This is a genomic window from Parasynechococcus sp. (assembly GCF_045559935.1).
Taxonomy (GTDB): domain Bacteria; phylum Cyanobacteriota; class Cyanobacteriia; order PCC-6307; family Cyanobiaceae; genus Parasynechococcus.
The window spans coordinates 170549-193261 of the sequence record NZ_JBJLJL010000008.1; the positions used below are offsets into that span (position 1 = coordinate 170549).

Sequence of the window (22713 nt, forward strand, 5' to 3'; positions counted from 1 at the left end):
AGCGGAACCGATGCTGCAGCGCCTGATGCAGCGCCATCATGTCGATGAGACGCTGCAGGCCGGCAACGGCCTGCAGCCCGTTCTCCAGAAGCACTGGCATCACGACAGTGTTCTTTTGATGGTGGGCGCCGTGGGGGCGATCACCCGACTGATCTCTCCGTACCTACAGGGAAAAGAGAAGGATCCGGCTGTGCTGGTGCTCGATCCAAAGGGTCAGTGGGTGATCCCGCTGCTCGGGGGTCACAGCAGCGGTGCCGAGCAGCTGGCCAGGGAACTCGCCGCCGATCTCGGCGGACAGGCCGTTCTGACAGGAGCCTGTGCCAGCGACCGACGGCTGGCACTCGACAGCTTCGGCGAAGGCTGGGGATGGCGACGGGGCGGAAGTCCGGACGCCTGGCGAACCCTGATGCAGGCACATGCCCGCGGTCACGCTGTGCGTGTCCACCAGAGCCATGGTGCGACCGACTGGCAGCGGATCTCAGCGGGACAGGACCTAGTGGAAGGAAGCCCCGATTCGGCAGAGCTCAGCATCGGAGCGGAGCTGCAAGCCCCTTGCCGCTGGCATCCGGCCAGCCTCTGGCTGGGGATGGGCTGCGAGCGCAACACCAGTCTGACCCTGGTGGAACGCGCCATCGATCAGGCCCTCGCGGAAGCCGGACTGGCCGTCGAGGCCGTCGCCGGTCTGGCCAGCGCTGATCGCAAGGCTGATGAAGCCGCCTTGTTGCAGGTGCGTGACAGCAGGGATTGGCCCTTTCGCACTTACAGCGCCGAAAGGCTGGATGCCATCGACGTGCCGACGCCTTCTGAGGTGGTGCGATCCGAGCTGGGCACAGCCTCCGTGGCGGAGGCCGCTGCCCTGCTCGCCGCTGGAGACGACGCCCGTCTGAGGCTGAAGAAACGGATCAGCAAGGCGCAAGCGAACGAGCATGGAGCGGTGACCGTGGCCATTGCGGAAGCAGCCGTGCCTTTCGCCCCGCAACGGGGGGAACTGCACCTGATCGGCAGCGGCCCTGGAGATCCCGCGTTGCTGAGCGGGGATGCCCGGAGGGCCCTGGCCCGCTGCTGCGTCTGGGTGGGCTACGGCCTCTACCTCGACCTGCTGGAACCGCTGCGACGCAGCGACCAGGTGCGCTGTGACGGTCAGCTCACCCGTGAGTGGGATCGCTGCGAGCAGGCTCTGGGCCTGGCGCGGCAGGGAGCGAAGGTGGCCCTCATCTCATCGGGTGACAGCGGCATTTACGGCATGGCCGGCCTGGCCCTTGAGCTCTGGCTGCAGCAACCCGCTGACGCCAGACCTTCCTTTGAGGTGCATCCCGGCATCTCGGCACTGCAGTTGGCTGCCGCCAAAGCAGGAGCTCCGTTGATGCACGACTTCTGCACCATCAGCCTTAGTGATCGACTGACGCCATGGCCGGTGATCGAGCAGAGGCTGCAGGCAGCTGCCGCCGGCGATTTTGTTGTGGCGCTATACAACCCCCGTTCCAGGGATCGCAACTGGCAGCTGGAACGGGCCAGAACGCTTCTTCGCGAGCAACGCGCAGGCACGACCCCGGTGGTGCTGGCTCGTCAACTCGGCCGTGCGGAGGAGGTGGTGGAACTCACCAGCCTGGAGGCCCTTGAGATCGAGAGCGTGGACATGCTCACGTTGGTTCTGATCGGCAACAGCAGCAGCCGGGTCAGCGACGGCCGCATGGTGACACCGCGCGGCTATCCGGGAGCCAGTCTGAGCTGAATCAACCAGACCTCCGACACGTAGAAATCATCACAATCAGTTGATGCTCACGTCGTCAGGACACCGCTTGGCTCATCTCCGCCGATGCCTGATGGTTCCGCTGACCCTCAGCCTGCTGGCACCGCTGGCGGCCGAAGCCAGCGAGCCACTGAACCGCCTCAACCGATGGATGGATCTGACCGCGGAGGACTGGGCCTATCGGGAGCTGGCGCAGCTGAACCAGCAGCACAGCTGCGTCTCCGGCCAAGCCGATGGCATGGCCCGGAGCCCAGCAGCCATGACACGCATCGAAGCAGCGGCTCTGCTGCAGGCTTGCTTGAACAAGGTGAGCGTGACGACGGATGCCATCAGGCGTCTGATCCGGGAATTCGAAGCGGAACTGGCCATCCTCAAGGGCCGCGCGGACGCCGTGGAGGCCCGTGTCGGGGAACTGGACGCGACGTCCTTCTCCACCACCACCAAGCTGAGCGGTCTGGCGACGTTCGTGCTGGGGGCCAACCGGTTCATGGGGTCCGCCGACGCCCTCGTGAATCAGAACAACCAACGCTTCGGAGCGACCAGCTTCAACAACGATCTGCAGCTCAGCCTGGAGACCAGCTTCACGGGGAAAGACCTGCTGACCACCGTGCTGCGTGCTGGAAACTTCGATGGCGACAGCAGTGTGTTCGGTGGGGCGGGACCCAGCAGCTTCGCCACCCTGGAAACGGCGTTTCAGGAGGGCGACACGCCGAACCTTCTGGCGATTGACAAGACCTTCTACGCCTTCCCCGTCGGTGACGCCTTCACCATCACCGCCGGACCACGGGTGGGGCAGGAAGACATGCTCGCTCTCTGGCCAAGCGTGTACCCCAGTGATGCCATCCTCGATGTGCTGACTCTCAATGGCGCTCCAGGGGCGTACAACAAAACACTGGGCGCCGGGGCAGGCGTCAGCTGGAGCCCAGGAGACAACCTGAGCCTGTCGCTTAATTACGTGGCAGCGAACGGCAACAGCAGTTCCCCGCTCGCTGGCGGGATCGCCACGGCCCAAGCCGACAGTGCCGCGACGCTGCAGGTCGGCTACGAGCAAGAAACCTGGAGTCTGGCGGTGATCTACTCAGCCCTGATGAGCGGTGATGAGCAGCTCGCACCGGGCTTCACCCATGCCTTCGGCGTCGGCGGCTCCTGGCAGCCGGAGCAGAGTGGCTGGCTTCCCTCGATCAGCGGCGGCTGGGGCTACAACCGCCGTGACAGCGACAGTCAATCCTGGAGCCTCGGGCTGGAGTGGAGCGATGTGCTGATCGATGGACACAGCATCGGCATGGGGGTGGGAGAACCGGTGATCGCCAGCACGATCGATGACGGCCTGGTGTGGGAGTGGTGGACCTCCTGGCCGATCAGCGACTCCATCAGCGTCACTCCCGCACTGTTTCTGCTGACGCGACCGCTTGGCGAGGCAACACCGTCGCAGCGCACTGTTCAGCAACTCGGAGCCCTGGTGAAGACCAGTTTCCGGTTCTAAGAACGTCCCCGAGCCTGACCATCACCCCGAGCCAGAGCATCAGATCATTCGCGCGCGTGGAGTGAGACGACCAAGTTCGATCCGGCAGTTTTTTCAATCTTGATTGCTGGCAGTGGGCATCAGCTCGAGCAGGAAAAAGGAACGAATGACGACCACAATTTTCTGACAAAGCAGAAGAATTCAGCCTGTGCAGATGATCTGCACAGGCTGATCCAACGCTATTGGTAGTGACTGAAAACGCTTACGACAGCACATCTTGTGTTGATCGGGGATGACACCGCCATGTCCAACATTCATTCAATGAGCGTCAAAAAAGACCGCCTTCGCAAACTGCCACAAACAGAAGCATGCTTTGTAGCACTTGCTGTTTAATGGGATTGCCTGGAGAGGTGTCCAGGTTCAGGGACTGCTCCCTTGGTGTGAAGGCCAGGGGAGTTTTTATTTTTGGCGAAAAATCTGCACTGGAATCACTGCTCACGCGTGTTGCTTTTACAGGTTCCGAGCAAAGCAACCGGACCAACAGTCGTTGGCTGGCATTGCATCGTTATTCAGGGCCTGGATCTGCCCAGCATGCGAATCCAGACGAAGAACAGGGCCCCGACAGGAACGATGATCACCAGCAGCTGGGCGATCACGAAACGCTGCACATCCGGAGCCATGTCAGTTCCGGCTGAGCGCTGCCACCGCACCGGCCGCCGCCAGAGCGATGATTCCGCCCATCCAGAGCCTGTTCTGGCGAGCCAGCAACCACTCAGCAGAGCTCGACCAATGCAATCGACCCGTCGCCACTAAAGCGGTCAGCCCCAGCAACAGAAGCGTCGGAATCAAAAGCGCCAGCAGAGCCTGCACCAGCATCTCCAGTCTTGTTCAGCAACTCAAAACGCCATCGGCGTTGAAAATCGGGATGACAGGATTCGAACCTGCGGCCCCTTCGTCCCGAACGAAGTGCGCTACCAAGCTGCGCTACATCCCGTTGGTTCCATCGTAGAAGACGACCCTCAGCCGGGCAGCAGATCCCTTGCCCCCATTAAGGTCAGAGATTGACCCTGATCAGCCGTGCTCAAGCCCGAGTGGTTGCGCGTCAAAGCCCCGCAGCGGGAACGGATCGGCGCTGTCGCCGACCTGCTGCTCGACCTCAAGCTGAACACGGTCTGCCAGGAAGCCAGCTGCCCCAACATCGGTGAGTGCTTCGCTGGCGGCACCGCCACCTTTCTGATCATGGGGCCGGGCTGCACCCGAGCCTGCCCCTACTGCGACATCGATTTCGACAAGAGCGTCCGTGAGCTCGACCCCACAGAACCGGAACGGTTGGGGGAGGCGGTGGCCCGCCTTGGCCTCAAACACGTGGTGATCACCTCGGTGAACCGCGACGACCTGGCCGATGGCGGTGCCTCCCAGTTCGTGGCCTGCATCGAGCAGGTGAAGCAGCGCTCACCGCTCACCACGATCGAGCTGCTGATCCCTGATTTCTGCGGGAATTGGGACGCCCTGGCCACCGTGATGGCCGCCGCCCCCCATGTGCTGAACCACAACATCGAAACGGTGCCGCGCATGTACCGGCTGGCTCGCCCCCAGGGCATTTACGAACGCTCGCTGGAGCTGCTGCAACGGGTGCGCCAGGGCTGGCCAAGCGCATACAGCAAATCCGGCCTGATGGTGGGACTCGGTGAAACCGACGAGGAGGTGATCACGGTGCTGCGCGACCTGCGCGCCCATCGGGTGGACATCGTCACCATCGGCCAGTACCTCTCCCCCGGCCCCAAGCACCTGGCGGTGGACCGTTTCGTCACGCCCGAGCAGTTCGACCACTACCGCCGCGTCGGCGAAGAGGAGCTGGGCTTCCTGCAGGTGGTGAGCACCCCCCTCACCCGCAGCAGCTATCACGCCGGTGAGGTGCAGCGGCTCATGGCCAGCCATCCCCGCTGACGGGAATCCACTGCTGCAACGTCCAGCTCACCAGGCCGGCCTGGATCATCGGGTCCTGCTGCACCCACGCCAGGGCTTCGGCGTAGGACGCCGCCTCAAAGATCAGCAGCCCGCCACCACCGGGCCGTTGCTGTTCATCCACAAGAAAGCCGCTGCGGATCCGCCGGCCCGCTGCACCCTGCTGCTCCACCCAGGCCCGGTGGGCCTCCAGGTGCGGCCGCCGCTGGTCCAGGGACAGCTCGGCGGTCTGCGGCGTGAAGGTTTCGTGCTTGATGAACCAGGCCACAGGTCGCCGGGGCCGGATCAGGCCGCCACCGCCTGCTTCTGCGTCAGCCCCATCGCCGCCCGTTCGCTCGGTGGCACCAGCACTTTGAAACGGCCCTTCGCCGCGGCCCAGTCCGCCAGCAGCGCTGAGGCTGTGCTGCTGGCGGTGGCCGCCACATGCGCCTCCAGCAGGCCCTTGAGCACGGTCTCCTGCTCAGCCGTGGTGATGCTGCAGACCTCCACGATCTCAGGGTTCACCCGCGGCACCACCCGATCGCCCTCATCCAGCAGGAAGGTGACGCCGCCGGTCATGCCGGCCCCGACATTGCGGCCGGTGCTGCCCAGCACTACCACCACACCACCGGTCATGTACTCGCAGCAATGGTCGCCGGCACCTTCCACCACAGCGCGGGCACCGCTGTTGCGCACCCCGAAGCGCTCGCCGGCACGGCCGAGGGCGAACAGTTCACCGCCCGTGGCGCCATAGAGGCAGGTGTTGCCGAGGATCACCTGATCGCCGGGATCAGCGCAGCCATCGGACGGCACCAGGCTGATGCTGCCGCTGTTCATGCCCTTGCCCACGTAGTCGTTGGCTTCTCCTTCCAGGCGCACGTTCATGCCCTGCACCAGGAAGGCGCCGAAGCTCTGGCCGGCCGCACCGCGGAAGGTGAGATCCAACGCCCCCTTGAAGCCGCGGTTGCCGTGGCGCTGGGCGATCTCACCGGCCAGGCGGGCACCGACGCTGCGATCGGTGTTGATGATCGCGATCGTGCGGCTCAGGGAGCCGTGGCTCTCCAGCGCAGCCATCAGCTCGGCGTCGGCCAGCAGCTGATCCTCAAGAATCGAGCCATTGCCGTGGGCTTCGGCGCTGTGGCGCAGCCAGGCACGGTCTTCCGACCCCTGGATCGGTGCCAGCAGGCTGGCAAGATCCACGCCCTTGGTTTTGGCCAGCTGCACCGCACGCGGCTGCAGCAGGTCGCTGCGGCCGATCAGATCCTCGAGTCTGGCGACGCCGAGCAGGCTGAGCAGCTGACGCACCTCCTCCGCCACATACCAGAAGAAATTCACCACGTGCTCGGGCACGCCGGTGAAGCGCTTGCGCAGGGCTTCCTTCTGGGTGGCCACCCCCACCGGGCAATTGTTGGTGTGGCAGACGCGGGCCATGATGCAGCCCTCGGCGATCATCGCCACCGAACCGAAGCCGTATTCCTCCGCACCGAGCAGAGCGGCGATCACCACGTCCCAACCGGTCTTGAGGCCGCCATCGGCGCGCAGCAGCACCCGATCCCGCAGACCGTTCTCCAGCAGGCTGCGATGCACCTCGGTGAGCCCCAGTTCCCAGGGGCTGCCGGCGTGTTTGATCGAACTCAGCGGTGAGGCACCGGTGCCGCCGTCATGGCCGGAGATCTGAATCACATCGGCATTGGCCTTGGCCACACCGGCGGCGATGGTGCCGATGCCGATCTCGGCCACCAGCTTCACGCTCACCGGCGCCTTGGGATGCACCTGGTGCAGGTCATGGATCAGCTGCGCCAGATCCTCGATTGAATAGATGTCGTGATGCGGCGGCGGCGAGATCAGCGCCACGCCGGGTTTGCTGTTGCGCAGCCAGGCGATGTACTCATCCACCTTCGGGCCGGGCAGCTGGCCGCCCTCACCGGGCTTGGCCCCCTGGGCCACCTTGATCTCCAGCTGTCTGCCGCTGCGCAGGTATTCGGCCGTGACGCCAAAGCGGCCGGAGGCCACCTGCTTGATCGCCGAGCAGGCGGTGTCGCCATTGCGCAGGCCGCCGATGCTCGGGAAGGCGGCTGAGCGCCCCTCGCCATCCACATCGTTGAGCACCTGGAAGCGGGCAGGATCCTCGCCACCTTCACCGCTGTTGCTCTTGCCACCGATGCGGTTCATCGCCACCGCCAGCACTTCGTGGGCCTCGCGCGACAGGGCCCCAAGACTCATGCCGCCGGTGCAGAAGCGGCTGCAGAGGCTTTCGGCACTTTCCACCTGGTCGAGGGGAAGCGGCGTGGGCGCCAGCTTGAACTCCAGCAGATCCCGCAGGGCCGTGACCGGCCGGTTCTCCAGAAGGGTCTTGTAGGTGGAGAAATGGTCGTAACCCGGCCCGGTCTTCACCGCCGCATGCAGGGCCTTGGCCATGTCTGGGCTGTTGAGGTGGTACTCACCGCCGGTGCGGTACTGCACGAAGCCCATGAACTCCAGCTTGCTGCGGTTCAGCTCCGGGAAGGCCTTGGCATGCAACGACAGCGTCTCGTTGGCCAGTTCGGACAGGGTCATGCCAGCCACACGGCTGGTGGTACCGGTGAAGGCGGTGGCGATCACATCGGCGCCGAGGCCGATCGCCTCGAAGATCTGAGCGCCGTGATAACTGGCCAGCAACGAGATGCCGATCTTCGAAAGGATCTTGCGCAGGCCGTTCTCCAGCGACACCCGCACATTCGCCTGCACCTTGTCGGCATCGAGTGCCGGCAGCTTGCCCTGCTCGATCCGCTTCTGTGTTTTGGGATGGGCGAGCCAGTGACGGGTGGTCTCCCAGGTGAGCCAGGGGCAGACAGCGCTGGCGCCGTAACCGATCAGGCAGGCCATGTGATGGGTGCTCCAGCACTGGGCGGTGTCCACCACCAGCGAGCAATGCAGCCGCAGCTTCTGACGCAGCAGATGGTGATGCACCGCACCCACCGCCAGCAGCGCCGGCATCGCCACAACGGTGGCCGTCAGCGGAGCCGGAGCACCGGCACGGTCGACCCGGTCGGACAGCACCAGCACCTGAGCGCCGCCGCGCACTGCCTCCTCCGCTGCCTGGCAGAGCGCATCCAGGGCTGAGCTGAGGCCACCGGCACAGGCCTCAACAGCCACCTGAGTGGAGAGGGTCGTGACCGGCAGACCCTGCTGGCTGATCGCCGCCAGCTCGGCTTCATTCAGCACCGGAGTGTCCAGGTGAATCACCGCGGCGGCCTCCGCCTGGGGCTTCAGCGCCGGGCGACGTTCACCCAGATGCATCTCCAGGCTCATCACCAGCTTTTCCCGCAGGGGATCGATCGGTGGGTTGGTGACCTGGGCGAAGCGCTGTTTGAAGTAGTCGTACAGCAGGTGCGGCTTCTCGGAGAGCACCGCCAGTGGGATGTCATCCCCCATGCAGTACGTGGGCTCCTTGCCCAGACCGGCCATGTCCTCGATCACCAGATCGAAGTCTTCGGCGGTGAAACCCATGGCGGTCTGCAGCCGCAGCAGATCCAGCTCGCCGATCTGGCGCTCCTGCGTCCAGGGCTGGGCCGCAACGCTGCGACGGTGCTGCTGCAGCCAGTCCTCGTAAGGGAAGCGCCCGGCGGCGTCCTCCTTCACGGTCCAGTTGTCCAGCAGCTGCCCGGCCTCCAGATCCACCGCCACCATCTGGCCCGGACCGAGGCGCCCCTTCTGGACCACGGTCTTGCCGCTGAGATCCACAACGCCGGTTTCCGATCCCATGATCACGAACCCATCCGCGGTGGTGCACCAACGGGCCGGTCGCAGTCCATTGCGATCCAAGGTGGCGCCCACCCGCTTGCCGTCGGCGAACACCAGCAGGGCGGGGCCGTCCCAGGGCTCCTGGATGCCGGCATTGAATTCGTACATCGCCGTCACCTGCGGACGGCTGTCGAGATCGGGCTGGTTGCGGAAGGCCTCCGGCACCAGCGTGATCAGGCTGTCGGTGATCGAGCGGCCGCTGCGCACCATCAGCTCAAGCGTGGCGTCGAGATTGGCCGAGTCGCTGAAGCCCGGGTTGACCACCGGATTGAGGTCAGCCGCTGCATCTCCCCAGACCTCCGAAAGGCTGGCTTCTGAGGCCTTCGCCCAGTTGAGGTTGCCCAACAGGGTGTTGATCTCACCGTTGTGGCCCAGCAACCGCATCGGTTGAGCGAGGGGCCAGCGGGGCAGGGTGTTGGTGCTGAAGCGGCGGTGATACACCGCGAAGCTCACTTCAAAGCGGGGGTCCCGCAGATCGGCGTAGTACTGCGCCAGCACCTCGGAGCGCACCATGCCCTTGTACACAACGGTGCGGCTGCTCAAGGAGGCCACGTAGACATCCAGCGAGCCCTCGAAGCCCCAGGCCTCTCGGGCGCGGGCACCGATCCGGCGGCGCAGACGCAGCAGCAGCGCTTCAAAGGCATCGCCCTCGGCATCACCGGCCAGCAGCCATTGCTCGATCACGGGTGCGGTCTGCCGCGCCATCGGTCCCAGCACAGCGGGATCCACCGGCACCACCCGCCAACCGGCGGAGCTCAGCCCCAGAGCCGCAGCTTCGTCCTCGCAGAACTGATGCGCCAGGTCCCGCTTGCCGGGGTCCTGAGGCATGAACAGCATTCCAAGACCTTTCGCCGATGCCGCATCAGGCCAGACCGCCCTCAGATAGGTCCATGGGATTTCGCAGAGCACCCCAGCGCCATCGCCGGAATCCCCGTCACCACCACAGCCGCCACGGTGTTCCATGCAGCCGAGACCCCGCAGAGCCTGCTGCAGAACCCAGTGGCTGGTCTCACCCGACAGCTGCGCCAGGAATCCAACGCCGCAGGCATCCTTCTCTCCCGCGACCGACTCGGGCGCTGGACTGTCCCGATAGGGCCAGAACGCTGCGGGACAGGTGGATTCGGGCATGGGCGGAGACCGGACAAACGCTTGGGTCTGCAGCGATGTCCTCTGCAGAAACCATCTGTTCCAGTGATCCTAGGCAGGCGCCTTTCGCTTCCCACGCGCTTCCATGCTGCCCCTCGCCCAGCTGCCTGAACCTCTGCCGGAGGTGCGTTCTGCTGCCAGCCGCAGCGGCGACCGCATCGTGATCGCCGGCCAGCGCCTGTCGGGAGGCTGGCAGTGGCAGGGGCAGCGCGATGACCTGCCCGAAGAACTCTGGCTGCCGCTGGATCTGCTGGAGGGTCAGCTGGGCTTCAGCCGTCTCGAGAGCGGAAACCTGGAGTGGTACGGCGAGCAACGCCCTCTGGAGAGCATTCCGCAGCGGCCCCTCGGTGATGAAGTGGCGCTGGAGGTGGCGGACTGGCTGGCGGCGGTGGGGGTCCGGAGCAGCACCCGCGGCCGTCAGCTGCTGCTGGAGCTTCCGGCACCACTGCTGCAGCGCCTCAGACGTGGCAAGGGCAGCAACGCCGGCCGGGTGGTGTTCGACCTCGATGGACCGGTGTTCGTGCAACGGCTCGGCAGCGATCTGCTTCTGGATCTCCGCAGCAACCCTGGCCAGCAACGCCTGCTGCGGACCCTGGGGCTGCAACCGCGCCAGACCGCGAACGGACTGCGCCTGCAGGGCCAGGCAACCCGGCTGAGCACACTCACCCTGGCCGATCCCTGGCGCGTGGTGCTCGACGGCCTCGGGGGGCCGGCAGCCGAGGCCGTGAGGGCTCAGCAACAGACCCCCCTGCCCCTGAGCCATCCCGCTGTTGCGGGCCTGGTGCGCCGCGGGCTGGTGCTGGAGCGCCGCCAGGTGACCGTTGGGGTGAAGCCGCTGGAAGTGCTGCGCGCCGGAGGCGACCTGCCGAACCTCGGACTGAAGCTCAAACCCCTGACGATGGTGGGCAGCCAGCAGGGCCTGCGTTTCCTTCCTCAGCTGGCGCGCCCCGCCGGTGCGGTGATCGGGATCAACGGTGGGTTCTTCAACCGGATCCGCCAGCTCCCGCTCGGTGCCCTGCGGCGTGATGGTGTCTGGCTGTCCGGACCGATCCTCAATCGTGGCGTGATCGCCTGGGACCAGGACAGCGCGCTGCAGTTCGGACGGCTGCGGCTGGACCAGGACCTGGTGGTGAATGGAGGACGCCGCTGGGGTCTCGGCTATCTCAACAGCGGCTACGTGCAGAAGGGCCTCAGCCGCTACACCCGCGCCTGGGGACCGGTGTACCGGGCCCTCAGCGGTGAGGAGCAGGCGCTGCTGGTGCGCGACGGAATCGTCGAGACCGTTTATGCGTCCACGGCACTGCGTCGGGGGGTTCCCCTGGCGGCACAGACGGATCTGGTGGTCGCCCGCGGTGGTGCTCCGCTGCCGGCTCAACCCGGGGACAGGGTCACGCTGCGGCTGCGGGCGAACAGCATGCTCGGGGAATCCAGCAACGTGCTCGGAGGCGGCCCCTTGCTGCTGCAGGAGGGCCGCGTGGTGCTCAACGGCCGCGGAGAAGGATTCAGTCCGGGGTTTCTCCGCCTGTCGGCGCCCCGCACCGTGGTCGGCAGCGGCGAGGGCGGCACGTGGCTGCTCACCCTGCGCGGGTCCACCGGCAGCGATCCGACTCTGCTGGAGACGACCCTGGCCATGCAGCAGCTGGGGCTGCGGGATGCCCTCAACCTGGATGGCGGCAGTTCGACCACCATGGACGTGGCCGGCCGCAGCCTGATGAACGGACGCGGCAGCTCGCCCCGGATCCACAACGGCCTGGGCCTGGTCCCCGGCTGAGGCCTGTCATTGTGGTGGCCGCATTTCCATCGCCGATGGCTGCCGCCAACCTGCGCCTGACCCCGACGGCAGCAGCGGAACTGGGGCGCCAGGCGTCCGTGGCCGGCACTCCCGGCCAGATGCATCTGGATCTCACGCCCGGTGAGTGTGCCGAGCATGTGATCCGCATCCGTCCCGGCCATCTCGCCGGTGTGGCCATCGCCCGTGCCGATGGCGTCACCCTGCATGCTCCGCGCGAGCAGCTGAGCCTGCTGCAGGGGCTGATCCTCGACTACCGGGGCGACCTCAGCGGCGGAGGCTTTCTGATCCGCGGCGGCGACGCCATCCAACTCTGCGCCTGCGGCAGCGCATTCAGTCGTCAGGGATAGAAGGGGCCGGTCAACCGGTATCGTGTTGGATTGTCGAATCAGGTCGGAGCGTCCGACCGCTCGCCGACCCTCGATGCCAACCATCCAACAGCTGATCCGCACGGAGCGCCAGCGCCTCAAGGCCAAGACCAAGTCCCCGGCCCTGAAAGCCTGTCCCGAACGCCGGGGCGTGTGCACCCGGGTGTACACCTCCACGCCGAAGAAACCCAATTCGGCTCTGCGCAAGGTGGCCCGTGTACGGCTCACCTCCGGATTCGAGGTCACCGCTTACATCGGGGGCATCGGCCACAACCTCCAGGAGCACTCCGTTGTGCTGATCCGTGGCGGTCGTGTCAAGGATCTACCCGGTGTGAGATATCACATCATTCGCGGAACCCTGGACACCTCCGGCGTGAAAGACCGTCGTCAGTCACGCTCCAAGTACGGCGCCAAGACTCCGAAGGAGTGATCTCCGATCACCCCATCACCACCTCGTCACACCACACAAACGTCCTGAGCTTTCATGTCCCGCCGCAACGCCGCTGAAAAACGCCCGATCCTTCCGGACCCGCAGTTCAACAGCCGACTGGCCTCGATGATGGTGGCCCGGTTGATGCAGCACGGCAAGAAGTCCACGGCCCAGCGGATCCTTTCGGATGCTTTCGGCCTGATCAACGAGCGCACCGGTGGTGATCCCCTCGAACTGTTCGAGACCGCGGTCAAGAACGCCACGCCGCTGGTCGAGGTGCGGGCCCGCCGGGTGGGTGGTGCCACCTACCAGGTGCCGATGGAAGTCCGTCAGGAACGGGGCACCGCCATGGCCCTGCGCTGGCTGGTGAGCTTCTCCCGCTCCCGCAACGGCCGCAGCATGGCTCAGAAACTCGCCGGCGAACTGATGGACGCCGCCAACGAAGCCGGCAGCGCCGTTCGCAAGCGCGAAGAGACCCACAAGATGGCAGAAGCCAACAAGGCTTTCGCCCACTACCGCTACTGAGGCTGACCAGCCAGCCCATCAACACACTTGTTCATGGGCTTCCCTGTAGAGTCACCCCGCCTTTTCACGCCTCACCCCCGGAGATTTTCCTGTGGCCCGCGCTTTTCCCCTGGAACGCGTCAGAAATATTGGTATTGCAGCACACATTGACGCTGGTAAGACCACCACGACTGAACGGATCCTGTTTTATTCAGGAGTGGTGCACAAAATCGGCGAAGTGCACGATGGCGCCGCCGTAACCGACTGGATGGCCCAGGAGCGTGAGCGTGGCATCACCATCACGGCAGCAGCCATCTCCACCAGTTGGCAGGACCACCGAATCAACATCATCGACACGCCTGGGCACGTCGACTTCACCATCGAGGTGGAGCGCTCCATGCGCGTTCTCGATGGTGTGATCGCTGTGTTCTGTGCGGTCGGCGGCGTTCAGCCCCAGTCCGAGACGGTCTGGAGACAAGCGGATCGCTACTCCGTGCCCCGCATGGTGTTCGTCAACAAGATGGACCGCACCGGAGCGGACTTCCTGAAGGTTCACAGTCAGATCAAGGACCGCCTGAAAGCCAATGCTGCACCGATCCAACTGCCGATCGGTGCTGAAGGGGAGCTGAGCGGCATCATCGACCTGGTGGAGAACAAGGCCCACATCTATAAGGACGACCTGGGTCAGGACATCGAAGTCACCGATGTTCCCGACGACATGAAGGATCAGGTCGCCGAGTGGCGCAACGTCCTCATGGAAACGGTTGCGGAAACCGATGAGACCCTGATCGAGAAGTTCCTGGAAACCGGCGAACTCAGCAATGAAGAACTGAAGAGTGGCATCCGTCAGGGCGTGCTGAAGCACGGTCTGGTGCCGGTGCTCTGCGGCTCCGCCTTCAAGAACAAGGGTGTTCAGCTGGTTCTCGACGCCGTGGTCGACTACCTGCCCGCTCCCATCGACGTTCCCCCCATCCAGGGTGTGCTGCCCGACGGCAGCGAGGCGGTGCGCCCCTCCGACGACAGCGCGCCCTTCAGTGCGCTGGCCTTCAAGGTCATGGCCGATCCCTACGGCAAGCTCACCTTCGTTCGGATGTATTCCGGCATCCTGTCCAAGGGCAGCTACGTGCTGAACTCCACGAAGGATTCCAAGGAACGCATCTCTCGCCTCGTGGTGCTGAAGGCCGACGACCGCGAGGAAGTTGACGAACTGCGCGCCGGTGACCTCGGCGCCGTGCTCGGCCTGAAGGCGACCACGACCGGCGACACCCTCTGTTCCGTCGAAGACCCGATCGTCCTCGAGACCCTGTTCGTCCCCGAACCGGTGATCTCCGTGGCCGTTGAGCCCAAGACCAAGGGCGACATGGAGAAGCTCTCCAAAGCCCTGGTTGCACTGGCTGAGGAAGACCCGACCTTCCGTGTCAACACGGATCAGGAAACCGGTCAGACCGTGATCGCCGGCATGGGTGAACTCCACCTGGAAATCCTGGTGGACCGCATGCTGCGCGAGTTCAAGGTGGAAGCCAACATCGGCGCTCCGCAGGTGTCCTACCGGGAGACCATCCGCGGTTCAGCCGGTGGCGAAGGCAAGTTCTCCCGCCAGACCGGTGGTAAGGGCCAATACGGCCATGTGGTGATCGAAATGGAGCCCGGAGAGCCGGAATCCGGTTTCGAATTCGTCAACAAGATTGTTGGTGGTGTTGTCCCCAAGGAATACATCAAGCCCTCTGAGATGGGCATGAAGGAGACCTGCGAATCCGGCGTTATCGCCGGTTACCCGCTGATCGACGTGAAAGTCACGATGGTCGACGGCTCCTATCACGACGTCGACTCCTCGGAGATGGCGTTCAAGATCGCCGGCTCCATGGCCTTCAAAGATGCCGTCAAGAAGTGCAATCCTGTACTTCTTGAACCGATGATGAAGGTCGAGGTCGAGGTTCCCGAGGATTTCCTCGGCTCGGTCATCGGCGACCTGTCCTCCCGTCGGGGTCAGGTTGAAGGTCAGGCGATTGACGATGGCACGTCAAAAGTCTCGGCCAAGGTGCCCCTGGCCGAGATGTTCGGCTACGCCACCGAACTCCGATCCATGACCCAGGGTCGGGGTATTTTCTCGATGGAATTCAGCCACTACGAGGATGTTCCTCGCAACGTGGCCGAGGCCATCATCTCCAAGAATCAGGGCAATTCCTGATCTCTAACCCCCCTTAATTCACCCCCTCGATTCTTCACAAAAAATGGCACGCGAGAAGTTTGAAAGGAACAAGCCTCACGTCAACATCGGCACCATTGGCCACGTTGACCACGGCAAAACAACCCTGACCGCTGCGATCACCAACGTGCTCGCCAAGAAAGGCCAGGCTCAGGTTCAGAATTACGCCGACATCGACGGTGCTCCCGAGGAGCGTGAGCGCGGTATCACCATCAACACCGCTCACGTCGAATACGAGACAGATAGCCGTCACTACGCCCACGTGGACTGCCCCGGTCACGCGGACTACGTGAAGAACATGATCACCGGTGCTGCCCAGATGGACGGCGCCATCCTGGTGTGCGCCGCCACCGACGGCCCCATGGCGCAGACCAAGGAGCACATCCTGCTGGCCAAGCAGGTGGGCGTTCCCGCTCTGGTGGTTGCACTGAACAAGTGCGACATGGTCGATGACGAAGAGATCATCGAGCTGGTCGAAATGGAGATCCGCGAGCTTCTCTCCAGCTACGACTTCCCCGGCGACGACATCCCTGTGGTTCAGGTCTCCGGCCTGAAGGCCATCGAGGGCGAGGCTGAGTGGGAAGCCAAGATCGAAGAGCTGATGGCGGCTGTTGACTCCAACATTCCCGAGCCCGAGCGCGAGGTTGACAAGCCCTTCCTGATGGCTGTGGAGGATGTGTTCTCCATCACCGGTCGTGGAACCGTGGCGACCGGCCGTATCGAGCGCGGCATCGTCAAGGTCGGCGAAGAAGTCGAGATCGTCGGCATCCGCGATCCCCGCAAAACAACCGTCACCGGTGTGGAGATGTTCCGCAAGCTGCTCGACGAGGGCATGGCTGGCGACAACGTCGGCCTGCTGCTGCGCGGCATCCAGAAGGAAGACATCGAGCGCGGCATGGTGCTGGTGAAGCCTGGCTCCATCACCCCTCACACCAAGTTCGAAGGTCAGGTGTATGTGCTGAAGAAGGAAGAAGGCGGTCGCCACACTCCTTTCTTCGCTGGCTATCGCCCGCAGTTCTACATCCGGACAACGGACGTGACCGGCCAGATCACCGCGTTCACCGCGGAAGACGGCAGCAACGTGGAAATGGTGATGCCCGGTGACAACATCCAGATGACCGGTGAGCTGATCTGCCCCGTCGCCATGGAAACCGGCATGCGCTTCGCCATCCGTGAAGGCGGCCGCACCATCGGTGCTGGCGTGGTGTCCAAGATCATCGAGTGATCGTCATCAACCGATGACTGAGGCGGGGGATCCGCGGATCCCCCATCTCTTAAACTCCAGGAGTGCTGATGGCCATGGCTCCAGCACCTTCAGAACCTCGACAATTCACCCTCTCCTTCCCCTAGGGGACACCGTCTGCGCTTCCTATGTCCACTGCCATCGCTCAGCAGAAGATCCGCATTCGCCTGAAGGCGTTTGACCGCCGCATGCTGGATCTCTCCTGCGACAAAATCATTGAGACGGCCGACAACACCGCTGCGACAGCGATCGGCCCGATTCCTCTTCCCACGAAACGCAAGATCTACTGCGTGCTGCGTTCACCCCACGTGGACAAGGATTCCCGCGAGCACTTCGAGACCCGCACCCACCGTCGCATCATCGACATCTACAGCCCCTCCGCCAAGACGATCGACGCGCTGATGAAGCTTGATCTGCCCAGTGGTGTGGACATCGAAGTGAAGCTCTGATCCCGACGGAGACAGACATCACTTCCTACGATTCACACACTGTTCTGGACGACGTTCGTGTCTGATTACGCCGTCAGGGAGCTGCCCCTGTTCCCCCTGCCGGACGTCGTTCTGTTCCCGCAGCAGCTGCTGCCGCTCCACATCTTCGAATCCCGGTACCGCATGCTGCTGCAGTCGGTGCTGGAGTCCGACAAGCGTTTCGGCGTGGTCCGCATCGATCCCGAAACCCGTGAGATGGCGGAGGTCGGCTGCTGCGCCGAAGTGCTCCAGCACCAGACCACCGACGACGGTCGCAGCTACATCGTCACGCTCGGCCAGCAGCGGTTCCGCGTTCTGAACATCACCCGCGAAACCCCGTTCCGCAGCGCAATGGTCACCTGGATGGAAGACGAGCAGGTGGAGGACCACAGCGGCCTCAACGATCTGAGCGACTCGGTCAACCACGCCCTCAACGACGTGATCACCCTCACCGGCAAGCTGCAGGGGCAGGAGGTGACCCTGCCCGACGATCTGCCCGATCTCCCCCGTGAGCTCTCCTTCTGGATCGGTGCCCATCTGGACCCCCATGCGGCCGGAGAACAGCAGGCCCTGCTGGAGCTCACCGACACCCACGAACGCCTCAAGCGTCAGTTTGAAATGCTTGATCACACCCGCCGGCAGCTGGCGGCACGGACCGTTCTGAAAGACACCCTGTCCGACAGCGACACCGACAGCACAGACGCCTGATGCTGAGCCAATTTCTGCTGATTGCCGCCGCAGGTGGTGGTGCTGCCCTGCTGCTCTGGCTGCGCCGGGATCGCCGCTACGAATCATCAGACAGTGTCGCAGCGGCCTATGACGCCTGGACCGATGACCGACTGCTGGAACGGCTCTGGGGAGAGCATGTCCATCTGGGTCATTACGGAGATCCTCCGCAATCCAGCGATTTCCGCGCCGCCAAAGAAGCGTTCGTCCATGAGCTGGTGCGCTGGAGCGGCCTGGACCAACTCCCGCCGGGCTCCAAGCTGATCGATGTGGGCTGCGGCATCGGCGGCAGCGCCAGGATCCTGGCCCGTGATTACGGTTTTGACGTTCTTGGCATCAGCATCAGCCCTGCCCAGGTGCGACGGGCCACGGAGCTCACAGCCGAGGGGCTCAGCTGTCGCTTCGCTGTGATGGATGCTCTGGATCTTCAGTGTGCCGACCAGAGTTTCGATGCCGTCTGGAGTGTGGAGGCCGGTCCCCACATGCCGGACAAGCAGCGCTACGCCGATGAACTGCTCCGGGTGCTGCGTCCCGGTGGCACGCTCGCCGTGGCTGACTGGAATCGACGGGACCCCTCCGACGGCGCCATGAACCGCTCTGAACGCTGGGTGATGCGCCAGCTGCTTCACCAGTGGGCCCATCCTGAATTCGCCAGCATCAAGGGGTTCAGCGGCAACCTGGAAGCCAGCTGCCATCGACGCGGTGACGTCGTCACCGGGGACTGGACCGCCGCCACCCTCCCCTCCTGGATCGACTCCATCGCCGAAGGATTGCGCCGACCTGGAGCCGTGCTCGGTCTCGGCCCGGGAGCCGTGCTTCAGGGATTGCGTGAAACCCCCACCCTGCTGCTGATGCGATGGGCCTTCGCCACCGGACTCATGCAGTTCGGGGTGTTCCGTCTGCGTCGTTGATCTGCTCGCTGCTGGGATACGCCCCCAGATTCGCCAGGTGGTCGCAGAGCGGTGTCAGCTCGGCAACAAGGGCCTCCAGCACCACTTGGCTGTCGACGGGAAGCTCCACATCCACGAAGAACACGTATTCACCGAGTTCACGCTTGGACGGTCGGGACTCGATCCGGCTCATGTTCAGGTTCTGACGGGCCAGGCTGGCCAGGGCCTCCAGCAGAGCTCCGGGGGCATTGCGCCGCAGCGAGAAGGCCAGACTGGCCACATCACCGGAGCAGCGGCGCTCCCCCCGTTGCAGCAGCAGGAACCGGGTGCGATTGCCCGCGACGTCGTTGACCGGATGAGCCAGCTCCTTCAGGCCGTGCTCCTCTCCTGCCTTGCGGGAAGCGATCGCGGCCCGGAAACGACTGCCGCAGACCATGCGTGCAGCCTCTGCGGTTGAAGATGTCGGCAGCTGCAACGCCTGGGGCAGCTGGCGGGCCAGCCATCCGGAGCACTGCGCCAGCGCCTGCGGATGCGACAGCACTTCGGTGATGCTGTCCAGAGAACCGCTGCTGAGCAGCGAATGACGGATCGGCAGAACCAGCGCCCGTCGGATGCACAGGTCCCGGTGTGACCAGAGCGCATCGAGGGTGGCGGTGACCCCGCCCTCCACCGAGTTCTCCACCGGCACCACCGCAGCATCGCAGCCGCCGGAGGCCAGCTGCTCCACCACCGCCCGCAGACCGACGCAGGGAACAAGCTCAGGCTGCGGCAGCTGTTCCAGGGCGATCAGCGACTGGGCTGCCTGCTCGCCGTAGGTCCCCGTCGGGCCAAGGAATGCGATGCGTGTCGGCATCGGGGCAAAAGGCTGGGACTCGATAGGATCATGCCGCGTCAGGTGATGTTCATGCCTCTGGCCTTCAAAGCCAGTCAGCAGCTTGATCTCCCTGTCAAGCGTCATGCCGAGCGGCTGCCGAATTACCTGCAGCAGGAGGAACGCCTGCTCGCAGCACTGCTGGATGCCCATCAGCTCACCAGGCTCAGCCCCGGTCGTTATCGCTACGTGGTCACGAGCCTTCAGGTGTTCCAGCTGCAGGTGAAACCGATCGTCTGCCTGCAGATCGAGGCTGATCCCTCCTGCCTGCAGATGCGCGCCGTTGACTGCGAACTGGAAGGGCTGGGTCTGGTGGATGACTTTCAGCTCAGCCTCGAAGCCATCCTTAAAGCGACACCCCGGGGCCTCTGCGGCGACGCCAGGCTGTCGGTGAGTGTCAGTCAGCCGCCGCTGCTCAGGCTGGTGCCCCGCCGTGCACTGGAGACGACCGGGGAATCGCTTCTCAAAGGCATCCTGGTGGGCATCAAGGCCCGGGTGGGCCAGCAGCTGATGGCTGATTTCCGCCGCTGGTGCCGGGAGACCGATGCGGGCAACTCAGCTCTTCAGCAGGCGCGTCAGGAAACTGCGGCGATGCAGAGCGGTGGGCCCTGAGGCCAGCAGAGCCTCACGGTGCAGAGCCGTGCCGTACCCGACATGCTTCTCCAGGCCATACCCCCTGAAACGAACCGCCAACCGTCGGATCAAGGCATCCCTGGCTTCCTTGGCGATCACACTGGCGGCCGCGATCGCCGCTGATCGGCTGTCCCCTCGCACCACGGTGCGCTGAGGTCCGGTCCATAAGCGCAGAGGCAGGGTGCCATCCACCAGCACAAGCTCAGGGCGAGAGGGAAGCCGCTGCAGGGCCCGCAGCATGGCCAGCTCCGTGGCCCCACGGATGCCCATTCCATCGATCTCACGCGCCGAGGCCTGACCGAGAGCCCAGGCCAGGCTGCGCTCTTCAATCCTGGGAACAAGGGCGGCCCGGCGCCGCGGCGTGAGTTTCTTGCTGTCCGTCAGGCCAGCGGCCTGCAGGGTGTCAGCGGCCTCCCCATCGAGCACCACAGCCGCCGCAAAGACAGGGCCGAACAGACAGCCACGACCGACTTCATCGATGCCGGCGATCGCCGATCCCGAAGGAATCGGGTCATCGCCGGCATCGACCACTCAGCTGGATGCCGTCGCTGATGAGCGCCGCCGGCGGCGGCGGGGTTCCTCCAGCTCCTCCTCCGGTTTCTCCTCTTCTGCAACCGCGATGGCAGCGATCTCCGGCTCAACGGAAGGCAACTCCTGCTCAGGCAGCACCTGCGGGGTGATCTCCAGGGGGGTGATCTCCACCATCAGCGGCGCCGTTTCCGGCTCGGCTTCAGACGAAACCCTGTCCGGGACGGACGACTCCTGTTCACTCACCGCCACCGGAGCCGACTGACCATTGCGGCCGGATCCGCGGCCTCCACGCCCGCGCCGTCGCCGGCGACCTGAGCTGGCGGCCAGCTGCTGACGCGCTTCCTCGAGCACCGCTTCAGGATCCTCTCCCGGGCTCACCACCCGCACCAGAACGTTGTCCGACTCCGGCGGAGACTCCAGCAACAGAGCCGGATTGAGCCCCAGCCAGCCGTAAACCTCCTGCTGCTCCGCCGTCATCGGCACCGCCACCAGCTCGGGCTCGGGGCGACGGGTGGCCGCTGTGTTCTGCGTGTCCTCCTGGGAATCGTCAACACCGTTCTCATCGCTGACCACGGTCTCCGCGCCCGCAGCTGCGACCACTGGCGTCGTGTCCGGCCCACTGCGTCCACGGCCACCCCGGCGTCGACGGCCGTTGCCTCCCTCGGCTGGGGAAAGCACCTCAGCGCGGGCGGAGGCGGCGGACCGCACCAGACCGCTCGCGGTGGCCAGCGGCTGCAGCAGATCCTTGCCCGGCAGCACAGCGACATGACCGAGGCCGCCGCAGCTTGGGCAGGCACGACCGAAGAGTTCATAGATGTTCTGGCCCTGGCGCTTGCGGGTGAGCTCCACCAGTCCCAGTTCAGAGAGCTGAGCAATCTGCGGCCGAGCCGCGTCATCACGAACCGCCCCCGTGAAGTGCTCGAGCAGCTGCAGCTGATCGCGCCGCGAATCCATATCGATGAAATCGATGATGATCACGCCGCCGATGTTGCGCAGCTTCAGCTGACGGGCGATCTCAATGGCCGCCTCGCAGTTGGTCCACAGCACCGTTTCGCGGGCGTTCGCAGAACGGGTGAACGAGCCGGAGTTGACATCGATCACCGTCAGAGCCTCGGTGGGCTCGATGATCACGTATCCACCCGATGGCAAATCAACCCTTGGCTTCAGGGCATCCCGGATAGCGGCGTTGACTTTGTAGTGCTCCAGCAGCTCGTCTGGCTCGCTGTGAGCCTCCACCAGAACGGTGCTGCCATCAGCACCGAGAAATCCCGTCACCCTCTCGACCGCAGCGGGATCATCGACGACGACCCTGGCCAGATCCGGGCCCATGTGGTCCCGCAGGATCCGGTGGATGAAGTCCTCATCCCGGTTGAGCAGCACAGGAGGGCTGGCGGTCTCAGCGGCCTGCTGAATCGCCTCCCACTGGCGCAGCAAGGCCTCGAGATCGTCGATGAGCAGCTCGTCACTGATGCCCTCCGCCTCGGTCCTGATCAGGAGACCCGCTCCAGGCGGCTTGATCAGCACACCGAGTGCCCGCAGCCGGTTGCGCTCCGTCTCCGCGCTGATCCGCCTGGAGATGTTGACGCCCTGGCCGTGGGGTTGCAGCACCAGATACCGACCCGGCAGGGCAAGGTTGCCGGTGAGCCTGGGCCCCTTCGTTCCTGTCGGCTCCTTCATCACCTGAACGAGCACCTTCTGGCGCGGTTCCAGCAGTTCGGTGATGCCGGCAGCCCCCTTCTTCAGGCGCAGTGGCCCCAGATCGGTGACATGGATGAAGCCGTTTTTCTCACTCTCTCCGATATTGACGAAAGCCGCATCAATTCCCGGGAGAACATTTTCAACAGTGCCGAGATAAACATCGCCTATCTGATAACGGCCCTGGGCAACAATCAGCTCATCGACGCGCTCATCGGACAGCACCGCTGCGATACGCAGCTGCTCCGCGATGACAATTTGCTGGGGCATAAACA

Annotated in this window: 20 protein-coding genes and 1 tRNA gene; 13 read left to right on the forward strand and 8 right to left on the reverse strand. The window is 64.5% G+C overall.

Features of this window, described 5'->3' with window-relative positions; all coding sequences use genetic code 11:
* The first annotated feature begins 10 nt into the window (after positions 1-10).
* Both cobJ and ACJ0G7_RS05485 read left to right on the forward strand, forming a co-directional pair.
* Positions 11-1732, forward strand: a complete 1722-nt coding sequence (gene cobJ, locus ACJ0G7_RS05480) for a precorrin-3B C(17)-methyltransferase (protein ID WP_407395369.1) — start codon at positions 11-13, stop codon at positions 1730-1732.
* A 91-nt stretch (positions 1733-1823) separates the two neighbouring features.
* Entirely contained in the window at positions 1824-3233 is a 1410-nt protein-coding gene (locus ACJ0G7_RS05485) for an iron uptake porin (RefSeq protein WP_407395370.1), read from the forward strand.
* A 307-nt stretch (positions 3234-3540) separates the two neighbouring features.
* Here ACJ0G7_RS05485 and ACJ0G7_RS05490 read toward each other — a convergent pair whose 3' ends face one another.
* From ACJ0G7_RS05490 to ACJ0G7_RS05500, 3 genes are all read right to left on the reverse strand, one after another.
* Positions 3541-3711 carry a hypothetical protein gene (locus tag ACJ0G7_RS05490; protein WP_407395371.1) on the reverse strand — a complete coding sequence of 57 codons (171 nt, stop codon included), beginning with the start codon at positions 3709-3711 and terminating at the stop codon, positions 3541-3543.
* A gap of 182 nt (positions 3712-3893) precedes the next feature.
* Complete coding sequence (locus ACJ0G7_RS05495) at positions 3894-4088, reverse strand: hypothetical protein (protein ID WP_253912745.1); 195 nt, start codon at positions 4086-4088, stop codon at positions 3894-3896.
* A 44-nt stretch (positions 4089-4132) separates the two neighbouring features.
* Positions 4133-4206, reverse strand: a tRNA-Pro gene (locus ACJ0G7_RS05500).
* A gap of 83 nt (positions 4207-4289) precedes the next feature.
* On the opposite strand from ACJ0G7_RS05500, the gene lipA reads away from it, so the two are divergent.
* Positions 4290-5159: a lipoyl synthase gene (gene lipA / locus ACJ0G7_RS05505; protein ID WP_407395372.1), complete on the forward strand. Its 870-nt coding sequence runs from the start codon at positions 4290-4292 to the stop codon at positions 5157-5159.
* Here the strand turns inward: lipA and ACJ0G7_RS05510 are convergent.
* Together ACJ0G7_RS05510 and gltB are read right to left on the reverse strand one after the other, a co-directional pair.
* Positions 5137-5445, reverse strand: coding sequence for a YciI family protein (locus ACJ0G7_RS05510; RefSeq protein ID WP_407395373.1), 309 nt, complete (start codon positions 5443-5445; stop codon positions 5137-5139). The genes lipA and ACJ0G7_RS05510 overlap by 23 nt on opposite strands.
* 17 nt (positions 5446-5462) lie before the next feature.
* On the reverse strand, positions 5463-10067 hold the full coding sequence (gene gltB / locus ACJ0G7_RS05515) for a glutamate synthase large subunit (RefSeq protein ID WP_407395374.1): 4605 nt from the start codon (positions 10065-10067) through the stop codon (positions 5463-5465).
* Positions 10068-10170: 103 nt separating this feature from the next.
* Here gltB and ACJ0G7_RS05520 point away from each other — a divergent pair, with 103 nt between their 5' ends.
* The 9 genes from ACJ0G7_RS05520 to ACJ0G7_RS05560 all read left to right on the forward strand — a co-directional run bounded on the left by ACJ0G7_RS05520 (position 10171) and on the right by ACJ0G7_RS05560 (position 18729).
* Positions 10171-11856, forward strand: coding sequence for a phosphodiester glycosidase family protein (locus ACJ0G7_RS05520; RefSeq protein ID WP_407395375.1), 1686 nt, complete (start codon positions 10171-10173; stop codon positions 11854-11856).
* Positions 11857-11891: 35 nt separating this feature from the next.
* Positions 11892-12224, forward strand: coding sequence for an AIR synthase (locus ACJ0G7_RS05525; protein WP_043694769.1), 333 nt, complete (start codon positions 11892-11894; stop codon positions 12222-12224).
* A gap of 73 nt (positions 12225-12297) precedes the next feature.
* Positions 12298-12672, forward strand: coding sequence for a 30S ribosomal protein S12 (gene rpsL, locus ACJ0G7_RS05530; protein ID WP_043694764.1), 375 nt, complete (start codon positions 12298-12300; stop codon positions 12670-12672).
* Positions 12673-12726: 54 nt separating this feature from the next.
* A complete protein-coding gene (rpsG, locus tag ACJ0G7_RS05535; RefSeq protein ID WP_043694760.1) occupies positions 12727-13197 on the forward strand; it encodes a 30S ribosomal protein S7 in 471 nt (156 codons plus the stop codon).
* 91 nt (positions 13198-13288) lie between these two features.
* Entirely contained in the window at positions 13289-15364 is a 2076-nt protein-coding gene (gene fusA / locus ACJ0G7_RS05540) for an elongation factor G (protein ID WP_407395376.1), read from the forward strand.
* A 43-nt stretch (positions 15365-15407) separates the two neighbouring features.
* Complete coding sequence (gene tuf, locus ACJ0G7_RS05545) at positions 15408-16607, forward strand: elongation factor Tu (RefSeq protein ID WP_407395377.1); 1200 nt, start codon at positions 15408-15410, stop codon at positions 16605-16607.
* A gap of 146 nt (positions 16608-16753) precedes the next feature.
* Complete coding sequence (gene rpsJ / locus ACJ0G7_RS05550; RefSeq protein WP_006042265.1) at positions 16754-17074, forward strand: 30S ribosomal protein S10; 321 nt, start codon at positions 16754-16756, stop codon at positions 17072-17074.
* A gap of 57 nt (positions 17075-17131) precedes the next feature.
* Positions 17132-17800 (forward strand): LON peptidase substrate-binding domain-containing protein, encoded by a 669-nt coding sequence (locus ACJ0G7_RS05555; RefSeq protein WP_407395378.1) that lies wholly within the window; start codon positions 17132-17134, stop codon positions 17798-17800.
* Positions 17800-18729: a methyltransferase domain-containing protein gene (locus tag ACJ0G7_RS05560; RefSeq protein ID WP_407395379.1), complete on the forward strand. Its 930-nt coding sequence runs from the start codon at positions 17800-17802 to the stop codon at positions 18727-18729. Before ACJ0G7_RS05555 ends, ACJ0G7_RS05560 begins: the two co-directional genes overlap by 1 nt.
* On the opposite strand, the gene pheA is transcribed toward ACJ0G7_RS05560, so the two are convergent.
* On the reverse strand, positions 18695-19561 hold the full coding sequence (pheA, locus tag ACJ0G7_RS05565) for a prephenate dehydratase (RefSeq protein WP_407395380.1): 867 nt from the start codon (positions 19559-19561) through the stop codon (positions 18695-18697). The two genes, ACJ0G7_RS05560 and pheA, sit on opposite strands and share 35 nt — an antisense overlap.
* A gap of 30 nt (positions 19562-19591) precedes the next feature.
* On the opposite strand from pheA, the gene ACJ0G7_RS05570 reads away from it, so the two are divergent.
* Positions 19592-20191 (forward strand): DUF1997 domain-containing protein, encoded by a 600-nt coding sequence (locus tag ACJ0G7_RS05570; RefSeq protein ID WP_407395381.1) that lies wholly within the window; start codon positions 19592-19594, stop codon positions 20189-20191.
* Here ACJ0G7_RS05570 and ACJ0G7_RS05575 read toward each other — a convergent pair.
* Both ACJ0G7_RS05575 and ACJ0G7_RS05580 read right to left on the reverse strand, forming a co-directional pair.
* Positions 20135-20743, reverse strand: a complete 609-nt coding sequence (locus ACJ0G7_RS05575) for a ribonuclease HII (RefSeq protein ID WP_043694739.1) — start codon at positions 20741-20743, stop codon at positions 20135-20137. The genes ACJ0G7_RS05570 and ACJ0G7_RS05575 overlap by 57 nt on opposite strands.
* A complete protein-coding gene (locus tag ACJ0G7_RS05580) occupies positions 20744-22708 on the reverse strand; it encodes an Rne/Rng family ribonuclease (protein WP_407395382.1) in 1965 nt (654 codons plus the stop codon). It lies immediately after the preceding gene.
* Between the last annotated feature and the right edge of the window lie 5 nt (positions 22709-22713).